The organism is Bacillus sp. GS3m_15504 (genome assembly GCF_055825275.1).
Genome location: NZ_JBVVNL010000004.1, coordinates 92,314 through 105,778, shown reverse-complemented (window position 1 = coordinate 105,778; position 13,465 = coordinate 92,314). Strand labels below are relative to the sequence as shown.

Genomic DNA, 13,465 nt, shown 5'->3' with positions numbered 1-13,465 from the left:
GAGGAGTGGGGAAAATGAAAAAAATTCTAGTAACCGGTTCTTTAGGGCAAATTGGTTCTGAACTAGTAATGAAACTTCGTGATGTATACGGCGCATCAAATGTTATTGCAACAGATATTCGTGAAACAGATAGTGAAGTAGTAACGTCTGGTCCATTTGAAACGTTAGATGTAACAGATGGACAAAAACTACATGATATTGCAAAGCGTAATGAAGTAGATACAATTATTCATTTAGCAGCTTTACTTTCAGCAACAGCAGAAAAAAATCCGTTATTTGCATGGAATTTAAATATGGGCGGACTTGTAAATGCATTAGAAGCAGCTCGTGAATTAAACTGTAAATTCTTCACGCCAAGTTCTATCGGTGCATTCGGTCCATCAACGCCGAAAGATAATACACCACAAGATACAATTCAACGTCCTACTACGATGTATGGGGTAAACAAAGTAGCAGGAGAATTACTATGTGATTATTATCATCAAAAGTTTGGCGTTGATACGCGTGGTGTCCGTTTCCCAGGCTTAATTTCTTACGTAGCTCCTCCAGGAGGCGGAACAACTGACTATGCAGTTGAAATTTATTATGAGGCGATTAAAAAAGGCACATACACCTCATACATTGCAGAAGGAACATACATGGATATGATGTACATGCCAGATGCTTTACAAGCGATCATTTCATTAATGGAAGCTGATCCAAGTAAACTTGTGCATAGAAATGCATTTAATATTACAGCAATGAGCTTTGAGCCAGAGCAAATCGCAGCATCAATTCGTAAACACATTCCGACGTTTACAATGGACTACGCCGTAGATCCAGCTCGTCAAACAATCGCTGATAGTTGGCCAAACTCTATTGATGCAACAGCAGCAATGAAAGAATGGGGCTTTAAAGCAGAATACGATTTAGACAAAATGACAACGGACATGTTGGCTAAGTTAAAAAAAAAGCTCACAGCTGAGTTAGTGATGAATTAATAGGAAGGGTCGATTCTTAGGAATCGACCCTTTTTATTTGTATTTTAGGAATATACAAATAATTACAAGTGTGATAGAATGAGGTAATTTGTGTGTAAAGGGGAGACTGGAAGTGGAGAAATGGGAGTTAGCAAAGGAAATTTACAATACGTCACGTTTAACGGGAACATTTAAACTTCGATCAGGACAAGTATCAAATCAATACTTTGATAAGTACTTATTTGAATCTAATCCAGCATTGTTAGTAGAAATTGCTAAACAATTGAAAGAGCTCATTCCTCCTGAGATAGAAGTGCTCGCAGGCTTAGAGATGGGAGGAATTCCAGTAGCAACAGCATTATCTTTACAAACGGGTATACCAGTTGTATTTGTAAGAAAAGAAGCGAAGAAGTACGGTACATGTAAGTTAGCAGAAGGCGTTGATATTATTGGGAAAAATGTTTGTGTTGTTGAAGATGTCATTACGACAGGCGGTCAAATATTATTAAGTACGAAAGAGTTAAGAAAACTCGGTGCGAAAGTAAATCATGTTCTGGGCGTAATCGAACGAACAAAAGAGGGAAGAGAAAACTTATTAGAAGATGACTTACAGCTACATTCTTTATTTACAATGGATGAGTTAATTGAAGGAGAAAAGCAACATGCAAAGAGTTGATGTCGTATACGCACTCATACATGACGAAGAAACAGATAAAATATTAATGGTACATAATGTAGAACAAAATGTTTGGTCATTGCCGGGTGGGGCTGTTGAAAAGGGTGAAACGTTAGAGGAAGCTTTAGTAAGGGAAGTAAAAGAAGAGACAGGTTTAACTGCTGTGGCAGGTGGACTTGTTGCGATTAATGAAAAATTCTTTGAAGAGCCAGGGAATCATGCGCTATTATTTACATTTCGAGCGCATGTAGTAAAAGGTGAACTTGTTGCAGCAGATGAAGGAGAAATTTCCGCAATAGAGTGGGTGGACAGAGCAATTGCAAATGAACGATTCCCATTCTACGATGGAGGATTCGATTCATTATTAGAAGTAGCCATTCCATATAAGTTTCAACCAGAAACAAAATGATTAAAAGAAAAAACAGGAGCGTTGTTGCTCCTGTTTTTTCTATTCAATCGTCTTCAGTAATAACTTTTTCAGTAGTGGTTTAATCTTCAAACGTAAATCTTCAGCGTGATTTGCAACTAAGAAGTGATGGTTATAAATGTTCTTCATTAATTGATAAGTTGCTTCTTTCGCTTCGCCTTCTTCGATGAAGATACCGATTACTTCCATTCCGCTTTTACGCGCGAGTTTAACAGCTTCATGCGTATCTAAAATACCGTCTTGTTGATAGTCTAAAGCAGAAGGCTCACCGTCTGTGAAGACAAGTAAGAATTTATGCTTTTCTGGTCTTTTTGCAAGCTTTTCAGAAACGATCCGAATGATATATCCATCGCGGTTATCTTCTTCTTCGCGAAGCTGCATAATTTCGGGACCAACGTTTGGTAACGTTGAGTTTTTATACGTTACAACTTCATGGATAACGTTCGGTTTATCTTCAGGTTTCGCACTAGAAGCATCTTCCCAAAATCCGCTAATAGCGTGCGGGATTTTTAAAGATTTTAACGCTTCATGGAATAGAACCACACTCTTTTTCGTTTCTTCCATCTTGTTATACATAGAACCAGAACAGTCCACTAACAGTTGGAATGCAACGTCAAGCTCTTGCGATTCTTGTCCTTTTTTATAAAACATGCGCGGCTGCTTTTCAGTATAAATACGAAGGAATTTCTTACGAAGTCTTCCGTAATATTTATCACTATTTGCATTCGTCTTATTTTCAATCGTTTTTTCGATAATTTTCTTTAATTCTTTTACATCTTTATTAACCACTGATTTGATGGCTTGGTAATCCTTTTTCTCGTCAGGAGTTGATTTGCGAGCTTCTTTAAATGTATGAGAAGCACCAACGTTATACTTACCGTATGCACCATCATTTTGACTAGAAGCGTGTGAAGCTCTTGCTTCTTCTGTATCAGCACCATCAAAGTTAGATTGTGTACTTTTTTGAGAAGTACCTTGTACAGAACCAAGTGCTTGGTCACCATCTTCTGATTCGCGAGCAGTGTCACCCATCATATTTGTTTTTGTACCGCTTTCTAATTCAAAGCGTAAAAAGTTCTCGTTTTCATTGTTTTTATTTTCACGATGCCATGTCGAGAAGCTTTCATTCATTTTATTTTTATTTTCATCATCAACGATTTGCGTATCATCATTTGCTAATTTTTCAGGACGGCTGTCTTTCTCATCTGCAATAACAGATAAGTAGAGCGGAGCATGTCCGAAATAATTGTTAAGCATATCACTTTCAAGAAGCTCCTCTAAACGATAGCGAATTTTCTCAACGATATACATAATATCTTCTGTATTACGAGCTTGGAATGTTTCATGCAGAATAGCTTCAATTTGCTCGAAATATTCATTATTAAACATTTCATATTTATCGCTCGTTAATGAAAGATAGCATAGACAAAATAGACGATCACCGTGATAGTTACGAACGCGATTGATTTCATTTTGTGAGCTAAAGTAATTGCGATACATTTCTTTTCTTCTTTTAAAAACATGCTTTGTGCCAGGGCGTAAGTTTTTTACGATTTCCTCAACACGTAAATCTTCTAATAGAACAAATAATTGTGTTAAAAACTTTTTTAAGGGTGATTCTTGTAATTCAATTGCATAAGAACGAATTAAAGTCATGTCCGAGTAATGTTTATTACCAAGTGCTTTTAAAAACACTTCGCTTTTTAATCCGATTACTGTATCCTCTTCTTTTCGATCATCCCAAAAGTGACTAATGACAACCTTTTTTTCAATTTCGTCGTAGTATGCTTTATAGCCATACTCAAGGTAGGCATCGTCTTCTTTGAGAAGAGCATACATTAAGTTTTCCATTTGTAGAAACAGCGACGCATCAATTTTTTTGTCACTAAAAATTTGTCTCATAAATTATCCCTCAAAGAAATAACTTTCTGCTAATTCACGGACAGTCATTTGTTCTGTTTCATCGTTTAATTTTGCGATAATACTACGTTCAATTGCACGCATAACAGGAATATATACACCTAAATCACATGCATCGATAATGCCACGAATACTTGCTGCTTCTTCACTTACGCGGCCATCACGAGCTAAAGGCATAAGATCGCTTGCAAATGCAACGAACTTTTCAATTGTTGCAACATCTTTTAGTTTTGATTCTGCTAATAATAGTTCTTTTAATGTATCACCTTGGATGTAAGGAACTTCAATAATAACGAAACGGTTTTTTAACGCTTCGTTTAGTTCACTTGTTCCAACGTAGCCTTCATTAATTGCTGCGATTACACGATACTCATCATCACCGTATACAACTTCTTGTGTAAATGGATTTGTAATCATTTTACGGTAATCTAATGCACCGTGAAGAAGTGGTAACGTTTCAGGTTTTGCCATATTGATTTCATCAATATATAGGAAATGGCCGTTCTTCATTGCTTTCATAAGAGGACCATTAACGAATGTAACTTCAGATGCGCCATCTTTCGTTTGTAGTGTGTTGTATCCTAAAATACCTTCTACATCTAAATCGACAGAACAGTTAATGCTATGCATTGGTTTTTGGAATAAAGAAGAAAGTGTTTCAGCTAGTACTGTTTTACCACTACCAGTCGGCCCTTTTAATAGAATGTTTTTGCCAAGAAGAAGTGCTGTAATGGCATCTTCGATAATGCTATTATCAGATGCTTTATATATTTTTGTACCGATCAAATGTGCATTTTCACCAGCTTCTTGTTTATTCTTTTCGTGAATTGTAGAAAGTTGCTGTTTTAAATCAGCATGTATATGAAATTGTTCTAACATGTATGTCCCACCTAACATTATTTTCATAAAGTAATACATCTTATGATAACTTGTTTTAATATGGTATGCAAAGAAAAGGAGAGGGGACAAATATAAAAGAAAAAGCAATCAATAATACATTGATTGCTTATAGTAAAGGAGAAATGAGCCTCATAAAAGATTCTAATATTCGTTTTTTGATACTTCTCTTTTGGAAAGCGTTCCATTTAATTTCAGTAGAATGCTTAAAGTCATCTTCAAAATCACGTTTAATATCATGAACAGTTTCTGATTCATACAGTACGCTAATAATTTCGTAATTCAATTCAAAGCTGCGTACGTCCATATTTGCTGTTCCGATTGTTGCGATTTTATCATCAACAAGTACAATTTTTGCATGCATAAAGCCATCTTTATAACTATAAATGGAGGCACCAGCTTTTAAAAGTGGAGTGAAGTAGGACTGAGATGCTTGGTCACTAATAATACTATCACTTTTACCAGGATATAAAATGCGTACATCTATGCCAGATATTGCACTTAAACGTAGTAATGTTAAAGTTTCTTGATCTGGAATAAAGTATGGTGTAGCAATCCAAATAGATTTTTTTGCCGAGCCCATAACAGCTAATAATGTATTGCGAATGCTTTTATCATCTGAGCTTGGTCCGCTCGCTACAATTTGCACAGCACCTTCTGCATTTGAAATTTCTTTACCAGGGAAGTATTGTCTATTCATAAATGGATCCCAAGAATAAGTATTCAATCCACTAGATGCATAGAGCCAATCCTCTAGAAAGATTGCTTGTAATTTATATAGCGCTTTTCCTTCTATTTTTAAATGACTGTCACGCCAAATGGGAAATTTTTTTGAACGACCAAGATATTCATCACCGACGTTGAGTCCACCAGTAAAACCGATTTCTCCATCTACAATGACGATTTTACGGTGGTTACGATAATTGACGGTTTCAAGTAACCAAGCTGAAAAAATAGGATCAAATTCAACAATTTCAATTCCAGCTTCTTTCATAGGTTGTAAAAACCGTCTTCTTAACGTATTACTTCCGAGTCCATCATAAAGGAAGCGTACAATCACACCATCTTTTGCCTTTTTGATTAACGCATCCCGAACTTTTGTACCAATCTCATCAGATTTATAAATATAGTATTGAATATGTATGTGATGTTTTGCTTGCTCGATCGCTTGCAAAATTTCTGAGAATGTTTGATCTCCGTTTGTTAAAAGTTTGGTAGTCGTTCTATCTGCTGCAGGCCCGCCTCCAAATTTTTGTACGACTTCTGTTAAATGGACAGAGCGTTCACTTAATGGGACTTTGAGTGATAACTCTAGTCGTCTTCCTTCTAATATTTCACGGAATAACTTTCTTTGCTCTTCTGAACGATGGAGATGCTTTTTTCTTCTCCAACGGCTACGCCCGAAAATAGAGTATAAAAGCACACCTATAACGGGAAGAAGTGCTAATACTAAAAACCAGGCTAAGGTACTTTGAGGAGATCTATTTTCGATAAAAATAACGAATGAAATTCCTACAATTGTGATGGACCAGAGAACGCCGACAAATGTATATAACGAAATATAAGATGTATTTAATAGGAAAAGAACGATAGATACAATTGTAAATATTAATAGTAATTGGATGATAGGTTTCTTCATTTCTATATAATTCCTCTAATCTTTCTTCAATATAGATTTCCTAAATAGCAGATGTACTGTGACATTTTTATTATAAAGTGTTTTCTATTTTTTACAAAATGTAGGTATCTCCCCATACTTTCCGCATTTGTCCTACATACAGTGTATTGTTACGTTTTTAAAGAGAAAAGGAAGGTGAATAAAATGTATGGTCGTCCAATTGGAGGATTTGGTCACGGTGGTGGTTTCGGTCACGGAGGTTTTCATGGTGGTTTTGGACATTCACCATTTTTTGGTGGAGGTTTCTTTCCAGGGTTTGTAGCAGGAGCATTACTCAGCCCTGGATTTGGTTATGGCGGATATGGTTATCCGTATTACTCGGATTATTCTTATTATACAGGTTACCAACAAGATCCATATTATTCTTACAATACCTATTAAGATGAGAAAATGGAAAAGGAGAGGGGAAATATGAATTATATAGAAAATAACGGATTGTATTATCATAATCATCATCACCATCACGGAGGTGGATGGGGCTGGGGTGGCGGCTCATGGGGCGGTGGATTTTTCCCTGGAAGTTTTGCTGGAGGTGTGTTAGGTGGGCTTACAGCTGGCGCACTAACGGGTGCAGCAGGTGGAGGCTACTATCCAGCGCCGTACCCAGTAACTTATCCAGCGCCATATCCAGCGCCATATCCAACACCATATCCGGGGTATCAACAAACAACATATCCGTATTAAATAAAAAAAGAGGCTATCCTCTTTTTTTATTTAATAAAGTATTTATTTATAAAATACTTCCAAAATTAAGGTGAAAATATGTTAATATTTTGTTATTGTAATTCAAAAACATATATAATAATTAAAATTTACATATGTTTTTGAATAGAGTTAGCTAATTATAGCGATAAGAAACTACTATTTATAATTGAAACGGTATTATATTGCTTTTTATTACAAATAATATTATGTTATTTTAATCGACATATTTCAAAATTTGATTTATGTAAAGGACGATTATTAGGAAATGAAATATCTCTATTTCTATAAAAAGAAACAAGTTATGTTTTAGTCAGATAGGAAGCAAGGAGAGATGCGCATGCTAGAACAAAGAGGTCATGCATTATATGAATCTTCATTGCGAGATTTAAAGTTAGCATTAGATGAGTCTTCAATTGTTGCGATTACAGACCGAAAGGGTCTTATTACATATGTAAATGATAAGTTTTGTGAAATCTCCAAATATACAAGAGAAGAGTTAATAGGGAAAGATCATCGTATTTTAAATTCAGGATATCACCCGAAAACATTTTTTCAAATGCTATGGAAGCGTATTTTGAGCGGAAAAGTATGGAGAGGTGAGATTCGAAATCAAGCAAAAGATGGTACATATTATTGGGTTAAAACAACAATTGTTCCATTTTTAAATGAAAAAGGAGAGCCATATCAATTTATCGCGATCCGAAATGATATTAGTAGTAGGAAAGAAGCAGAACAGAGGTTGCGGTTAAGCGAAAGTCGTTATAGGGAGCTTGCTTATCATGATGCTTTAACGAGTTTACCGAACCGTTTACAATTAATAACGACTGTTAATGAGTTGATTGCAGATAAAAACGAGTTTGGTATGATTTATTTTGATTTGGATCGTTTTAAATTAGTAAACGATACGCTAGGTCATATGATAGGAGATTTACTTTTAAGCGAAGTTGCTTCACGGTTGCATTATGTGCTAGGAGAGAAAGATGTTCTGGCTAGGCTGGGTGGCGACGAATTTGTGTTGTTAACAAAAAATCATAAACAAGATGAGATGAGGCAGCTAGCGACATCTGTGTTGTCATGCTTTCAGGCACCATTTATGCTTGAAGGTCATGAAGTATACATTTCAGCTAGTCTAGGACTGTGCTCATATCCGCAAGATGGACAAGATGTAGAAACGCTATTGAAGAATTCGGATTTAGCTATGTATAGCGCGAAAGAACAGGGGAGAAACGCCGCGTGTTTCTTTACAGATGAGTTACGTGCGAAAATAAATCGTAGAATGAAAATTGAATTTGCTTTGCAAAAGGCAATTCGTGATGAAGAGTTAGATGTGGTGTTGCAGCCTATTATTGATTTGAAAACGAAGAAATATACTGGTATCGAGGCTTTAGTACGTTGTACGACAGAAGAAGGTCCGATTTCCCCAAGCGAATTTATTCCTATAGCTGAAGAATCTGGACTTATTATAAAATTAGGAGACTGGGTGTTAGAAAAGTCATGTCGCTTGTTTAAAACATTGCCTGAGTATGAAGAAGGACTAAAGTTATCTGTGAATTTATCCATACAACAATTAATGCAAAAGCGTTTTATTATATCTGTACGCAGTATTTTAAGGAGAACTGGTTTTCCTGCAAATCGTTTAATTTTAGAAATAACGGAAAGTATTGCTGTTCGTCATTTTGATTATATTATTGCTACATTACAAGAATTAAGAAATATGGGTATTTTAATTGCTTTAGATGACTTCGGAACAGGCTATTCTTCCTTATATTATTTAAAACAACTACCGTTGGATATAGTAAAAATTGATCGTAATTTTATTCGTGAATTTCATTATGATCATGCACAACCAGAGCGGACGATTGTAAAATCTGTTATTGAAATTGCCCATAGTTTAAATTTAGCAGTAGTTGCTGAAGGGGTAGAAACAGTAGAGCAAGAAAGCTTATTAAAATCGATGGGCTGTGATTATGTACAAGGATTTTATTATGCAAAACCTTTATCTGTAGCAGAGTTAAAGGAAAAGTTAATTATAGACTTCTAATAAAAAAGAGAAGCCAGAAGCTTCTCTTTTTTAATTCATTTTTTGTGAGTCTTTCATTAGTACAGGATAAAGAATAAGGCCTAATACGAACAACCCGATTCCTAAGAAGAACGTTTTTAAATCAGCAGTTCCCGTTTTGATAACCCAAATAGAGTATACAAATGCTAATGTCGTAATGATCCCGTCCTTTATTCGAGAACCGGGCAGTATATCATACGTTTCTCCTGTAATAACTAATTTGAATTGGTACAGCGTAGAAACAAGGTATGGAATTAAATAAGCTAATGTTGCTACAACGATAGCGAAATTATAAGCTTCTGATACAGTACCAGAAATCGTTGAGAATAAGAAAATTTGCGTCATCACATTTGTAATAAATAATGATTTTGAAGGACTACCTTTTTTATTTGTTTTCGCGAAAAATTTAGGGAAAAGCCCATTTTTTGCTGCCTGATAAGGAACCTCTGAACTAACAACAATCCAGCCAACTGTAGATCCAAATAAAGATACAAGTGCAAGTAAAGCCATTATATATGCGCCTTTATTGCCAATTGCTAAATTTAATGCGTCTACTAATGGTTTTTGAGAGTCTTTTAAAGCATCTTGAGAGAGAGCTCCCATTGTAAGTAGAGTAATTGACATGTAAATAAGAAGAGCGATAATTAATCCGAAAATAGTCGCTTTTTTAACATCACGCTGAGATTTCGCACGGTTAGAAAGCATGACAGCAGATTCGATACCGATAAATGCCCAAAGTGTTGCAATAGCAGCTGAATTGATTTGTCCACCTAACGAAATGGATTGTCCCGCTTCATTCATAAATGTTTGACCGTCTCCAAAATTTGAGGCGTTGAAAATGAATAATGTGATTACAATAAACATTGTAAATCCAATAATTTTTGCAATAGTAGCAAGAAGATTCATATTGCCAGCTCGATCAATATTTTGAGAAAGAATATATTGAATTCCCCATAGCATAAGGCTACATACGAGGAAAGTTAATCCTTTTCCGAGTTCTAGTGAAAATCCGTTCGTTGAAAAGAGAATTTGCTTACTTTGTAAAACTGGAAAGAATGTTGATAAATATCCAGCAAAGGAAATAATAACAGATGCTGTTGCAGCCCAGTTCGCTGCCCAATATCCCCATGCCATACTATACCCTGCAACTTTACCCGCCTTTTTTGAAGGGAACATTGCTTGAGCATAGCTTTGTGGCCCTGCTTTTAATTCTGGCTTTCGGATTGCCAAATTTCCAAATACGAGTGCAATCATAAATACGCCAAGGCCTGTAATACTCCATGCAAGTGTAGAACCCATTGGACCTGATACTTGTGCTAAATTTGCTGGGAGCATAAATACGCCACCGCCAACCATATTCCCGATAACAAAAGCTGTTAAAACCCATAATCCCCATTTTTTCGTTTCCATTTTTGTTAACTCCTTTGTAGTAAGATTTGCTTAAACATCATTTTTTACTAGCTTTTTGGCAATAAAAAAAGAGCCATGTAGATAAAAAATACCTACATGGCTCTTTCGCCTAACGTAGGTACAACGGGAATAACCCTTGTACCTACGCGTAATTTTTCCGCTAGGTTTCAAGGGTTACGTATGATGATGATGTTTTTGTGCAAATGTAACTACAATTGTTGTATAAGTAAGCATAGTTCTTTGCTCCCTTTCTCCTCTGATTTTGAAGTTAGTATACTACATGTTTTTTTGAATGAAAAGAAAAATATAAAAATTTTTATAAAAATACGTTTTAGAGATTAAATATTTACCTGTATTTTTCCTATACTGGAAAATAAGTGAGAGATTGGCAGAAGAGTGTAGCATGGTATAATACATATAGAATTAGAAGGTGACAAGGGGCTATTGTAGATGATGAGTAAGTATGAACAAATTTATACAGCAATCAGCAAGTCTATTGATAATAAACAATTAAAAGAGGGATGCAAAATCCCATCAGAAACTGAATTAATGAAACAGTATGAAGCGAGCCGTGGTACTGTAAGAAAAGCAGTGGATTTATTACAAGAGCGTGGATATGTTCAAAAGATACATGGAAAAGGTGTTTTTGTTTTAAAGCGTAAAAACATTGAATTCAACTTTGGTGGCATTGTAAGTTTCCAAGAAGAAAATGAACGTTTAGGGCGCCATTGTATTACAGAAGTCGTGGAAATAGAGAAAATAAAAGCGACAAAAGAGATTGCAAAGCTATTAAATGTGAAAGAGAAAACAGAAATAGATCATATTAAACGCGTACGAAATATTGATGGAGAAAAAGTAATTTTGGATATTAATCATTTTGTATCGGAACATATCCCTGGATTAACGATTGAAATTGCAGCGGGGTCCATTTATAAATACATAGAGAAAGAATTAGGTCTTCATATTAGTTACTCACAGAGGGTAATTGAGGTGCAGCCATGTACAGAGGACGATAGAAAGTATTTAGATTTAAATGGAACAGATTATGTTGTCGTTGTGAAAAACTTTACGCATTTTTATGATGGAAGTCAGTTCGAATATACAGAATCACGTCACCGCTTAGATATTTTTCATTTTTCGGATGTGGCGCGGAGAAAATAAGGAGATGGGACGAAATAACGTTTCATCTCTTTTTTTATAAAAAAAATCACAAACTCGTATATACGAGTGTTGACTAACTTATATATACGAGTTAATATGTAGTTGTAAACGGTATCAAAAAAAGAAAAGAGGGACGGGAATATGGGGAAAGACTATCGTAAAACAGCAGAGGAAGTGTTGCAGTATATTGGTGGGAAAGACAATATTGAACAAGCTGCGCACTGTGTAACGAGACTCCGTATCGCTTTAAAAGATGAAAGTAAAATAGATAACGATAAATTACAGTCTGTTTCATTAGTAAAGGGAGCGTTTCATAACGCTGGGGTATTTCAAATTGTAATCGGTCCAGGAGATGTGGATCGAGTATATGCCGAATTGATAACGCTTGCAGGTATGAAGGAAGCGACAGTAGCTGACGTAAAAGATTCCGGGAATCAAAAGCTAAATCCAGCTCAAAAGTTTGTAAAAGTATTTTCAGATGTATTTATGCCGATATTACCAGCAATTGTAACAGCTGGTTTACTAATGGGAATTAACAATCTATTAGGGGCAAAGGACTTATTTTTTGAAGGTAAAAATTTATTAGATGTGTATCCAAACTTAAGTGGGCTTTGGGATTTAATTAATATGATGGCGAATACAGCATTCGTATTCTTACCGGCACTTGTCGGGTGGTCAGCAACGAAGCGTTTTGGTGGTAGTCCAATACTAGGGATTGTTATGGGATTAATGCTTGTGCACCCAGCCTTATTAAATGCCTGGGACTATGGAAAAGCAGCGACTGGTTTAGATGGTCAAAAGATTGAGTACTTCAATATTTTAGGACTGTTCCAAATTGAGAAGGTAGGATATCAAGGTCAAATCTTGCCAGTTTTAGTAGCAGCATTTGTATTAAGTAAAGTAGAAATCTTCTTAAAGAAACATGTACCAAATGCAATTCAATTATTAGTTGTACCCATTACAACGATTGTCGTAACAGGTGTGTTAGCATTAGGGATTATTGGTCCGGTTACACGTCATATTGGAGATTTATTAACAGCTGGATTAGTAGGTGTATATGAAACAGTACCAGTAGTTGGAGCAGTATTATTTGGAGCATTGTATGCACCACTTGTAATTACAGGTATGCATCATATGTTTATTGCTATCGATTTACAATTAATTGCACAACACGGTGGTACATTCATTTGGCCAATGATTGCTCTTTCTAACATTGCGCAAGGTAGTGCGGCACTTGCGATGTTCTGGATTTCTAAAAATCAAAATGATAAAAGTATGGCATCGACATCAGCAATTTCGGCATATTTCGGTATTACAGAGCCAGCTATGTTTGGTGTGAATTTACGAAATAAATTCCCGTTCTATGCAGCGATTATAGGATCTGCTGTGGCGGCGATATTCATTACATTAAATGGTGTATTAGCACCTGCTATCGGAATTGGCGGATTACCAGCATTTATTTCTATCATTCCGAAATCGATTCCAATGTTTATTGTAGGAATGGTTATCGCAGTTGTCATCCCATTCACGTTAACGTGGTTATTTGCAAAAAGAGTGAAACAGAAGTAGGAGG

Annotated in this window: 12 protein-coding genes; 8 read left to right on the top strand and 4 right to left on the bottom strand. The window is 35.7% G+C overall.

Annotation, left to right across the window (positions count from 1 at the left end; translation table 11 throughout):
- Window positions 1-14: 14 nt before the first annotated feature.
- The 3 genes from AC0L0O_RS24600 to AC0L0O_RS24590 all read left to right on the top strand — a co-directional run bounded on the left by AC0L0O_RS24600 (window position 15) and on the right by AC0L0O_RS24590 (window position 2,044).
- On the top strand, window positions 15-980 hold the full coding sequence (locus tag AC0L0O_RS24600; RefSeq protein WP_000723139.1) for an L-threonine 3-dehydrogenase: 966 nt from the start codon (window positions 15-17) through the stop codon (window positions 978-980).
- Window positions 981-1,092: 112 nt separating this feature from the next.
- Window positions 1,093-1,635 carry an orotate phosphoribosyltransferase gene (pyrE, locus tag AC0L0O_RS24595; protein WP_128295327.1) on the top strand — a complete coding sequence of 181 codons (543 nt, stop codon included), beginning with the start codon at window positions 1,093-1,095 and terminating at the stop codon, window positions 1,633-1,635.
- Window positions 1,622-2,044 carry an NUDIX hydrolase gene (locus tag AC0L0O_RS24590; RefSeq protein WP_001189952.1) on the top strand — a complete coding sequence of 141 codons (423 nt, stop codon included), beginning with the start codon at window positions 1,622-1,624 and terminating at the stop codon, window positions 2,042-2,044. Before pyrE ends, AC0L0O_RS24590 begins: the two co-directional genes overlap by 14 nt.
- A 39-nt stretch (window positions 2,045-2,083) precedes the next feature.
- Here the strand turns inward: AC0L0O_RS24590 and AC0L0O_RS24585 are convergent, their stop codons facing one another.
- The 3 genes from AC0L0O_RS24585 to AC0L0O_RS24575 form a co-directional block, all read right to left on the bottom strand.
- Window positions 2,084-3,964, bottom strand: coding sequence for a vWA domain-containing protein (locus tag AC0L0O_RS24585; RefSeq protein WP_001248859.1), 1,881 nt, complete (start codon window positions 3,962-3,964; stop codon window positions 2,084-2,086).
- Between the two features lie 3 nt (window positions 3,965-3,967).
- Window positions 3,968-4,861 carry an ATP-binding protein gene (locus AC0L0O_RS24580; RefSeq protein WP_000892978.1) on the bottom strand — a complete coding sequence of 298 codons (894 nt, stop codon included), beginning with the start codon at window positions 4,859-4,861 and terminating at the stop codon, window positions 3,968-3,970.
- Between the two features lie 127 nt (window positions 4,862-4,988).
- Window positions 4,989-6,518, bottom strand: a complete 1,530-nt coding sequence (locus AC0L0O_RS24575) for a cardiolipin synthase (protein ID WP_001984717.1) — start codon at window positions 6,516-6,518, stop codon at window positions 4,989-4,991.
- A 183-nt stretch (window positions 6,519-6,701) separates the two neighbouring features.
- Between AC0L0O_RS24575 and AC0L0O_RS24570 the strand changes: the two genes are divergently transcribed.
- From AC0L0O_RS24570 to AC0L0O_RS24560, 3 genes are all read left to right on the top strand, one after another.
- A complete protein-coding gene (locus AC0L0O_RS24570; RefSeq protein WP_000274352.1) occupies window positions 6,702-6,938 on the top strand; it encodes a hypothetical protein in 237 nt (78 codons plus the stop codon).
- Window positions 6,939-6,968: 30 nt separating this feature from the next.
- The gene (locus tag AC0L0O_RS24565) at window positions 6,969-7,241 is read left to right on the top strand and encodes a cobalt transporter (protein WP_473786170.1); all 273 of its coding nucleotides are present in this window, start codon (window positions 6,969-6,971) and stop codon (window positions 7,239-7,241) included.
- A gap of 358 nt (window positions 7,242-7,599) precedes the next feature.
- Window positions 7,600-9,303 carry a putative bifunctional diguanylate cyclase/phosphodiesterase gene (locus tag AC0L0O_RS24560; protein WP_000893374.1) on the top strand — a complete coding sequence of 568 codons (1,704 nt, stop codon included), beginning with the start codon at window positions 7,600-7,602 and terminating at the stop codon, window positions 9,301-9,303.
- Window positions 9,304-9,333: 30 nt separating this feature from the next.
- Here AC0L0O_RS24560 and AC0L0O_RS24555 read toward each other — a convergent pair whose 3' ends face one another.
- A complete protein-coding gene (locus AC0L0O_RS24555) occupies window positions 9,334-10,731 on the bottom strand; it encodes an amino acid permease (protein WP_000448461.1) in 1,398 nt (465 codons plus the stop codon).
- 450 nt (window positions 10,732-11,181) lie between these two features.
- Here AC0L0O_RS24555 and treR point away from each other — a divergent pair, with 450 nt between their 5' ends.
- Entirely contained in the window at window positions 11,182-11,892 is a 711-nt protein-coding gene (gene treR, locus AC0L0O_RS24550) for a trehalose operon repressor (RefSeq protein WP_000987227.1), read from the top strand.
- A 141-nt stretch (window positions 11,893-12,033) separates the two neighbouring features.
- Window positions 12,034-13,461 carry a PTS system trehalose-specific EIIBC component gene (treP, locus tag AC0L0O_RS24545; protein ID WP_000513955.1) on the top strand — a complete coding sequence of 476 codons (1,428 nt, stop codon included), beginning with the start codon at window positions 12,034-12,036 and terminating at the stop codon, window positions 13,459-13,461.
- Window positions 13,462-13,465 lie beyond the last annotated feature (4 nt).

Coding starts and splice junctions, on each gene's coding strand:
- AC0L0O_RS24560 (WP_000893374.1), top strand. CDS start 7,600: ATGCTAGAACAAAGAGGTCATGCATTATATGAATCTTCATTGCGAGAT.
- AC0L0O_RS24585 (WP_001248859.1), bottom strand. CDS start 3,964: ATGAGACAAATTTTTAGTGACAAAAAAATTGATGCGTCGCTGTTTCTA.
- AC0L0O_RS24555 (WP_000448461.1), bottom strand. CDS start 10,731: ATGGAAACGAAAAAATGGGGATTATGGGTTTTAACAGCTTTTGTTATC.
- AC0L0O_RS24570 (WP_000274352.1), top strand. CDS start 6,702: ATGTATGGTCGTCCAATTGGAGGATTTGGTCACGGTGGTGGTTTCGGT.
- treR (WP_000987227.1), top strand. CDS start 11,182: ATGATGAGTAAGTATGAACAAATTTATACAGCAATCAGCAAGTCTATT.
- treP (WP_000513955.1), top strand. CDS start 12,034: ATGGGGAAAGACTATCGTAAAACAGCAGAGGAAGTGTTGCAGTATATT.
- AC0L0O_RS24575 (WP_001984717.1), bottom strand. CDS start 6,518: ATGAAGAAACCTATCATCCAATTACTATTAATATTTACAATTGTATCT.
- AC0L0O_RS24580 (WP_000892978.1), bottom strand. CDS start 4,861: ATGTTAGAACAATTTCATATACATGCTGATTTAAAACAGCAACTTTCT.
- AC0L0O_RS24565 (WP_473786170.1), top strand. CDS start 6,969: ATGAATTATATAGAAAATAACGGATTGTATTATCATAATCATCATCAC.
- AC0L0O_RS24600 (WP_000723139.1), top strand. CDS start 15: ATGAAAAAAATTCTAGTAACCGGTTCTTTAGGGCAAATTGGTTCTGAA.
- AC0L0O_RS24590 (WP_001189952.1), top strand. CDS start 1,622: ATGCAAAGAGTTGATGTCGTATACGCACTCATACATGACGAAGAAACA.